Source organism: Bradyrhizobium sp. Kon37 (genome assembly GCF_055807535.1).
Window position 1 is genome coordinate 1 of record NZ_JBVVOY010000299.1, and the last position, 253, is coordinate 253.

Annotated in this window: 1 pseudogene; it reads left to right on the forward strand. The window is 53.4% G+C overall.

The annotated features are described in order from the left end of the window. Positions 1-35: 35 nt before the first annotated feature. Positions 36-253 (forward strand): annotated as a pseudogene (gene hflD / locus AC0L3J_RS38235) (high frequency lysogenization protein HflD); the annotation flags it as partial.

The following is a 253-nucleotide window of genomic DNA, read 5'->3' on the forward strand; positions in this document are numbered from 1 at the left end:
TTATTATCTTTACTTAAAACAAGGAAGCAGTGAACGTGGCAAAGAATTACTATGACATCACCCTCGCCCTGGCCGGTATTTGTCAGTCGGCACGCCTGGTGCAACAACTCGCTCACCAGGGGCATTGTGATGCCGATGCGCTACACGTCTCACTCAACAGTATTATTGATATGAACCCCAGCTCGACGCTGGCGGTTTTTGGCGGTAGCGAAGCCAACCTGCGCGTCGGGCTGGAAACCCTGCTCGGCGTGCT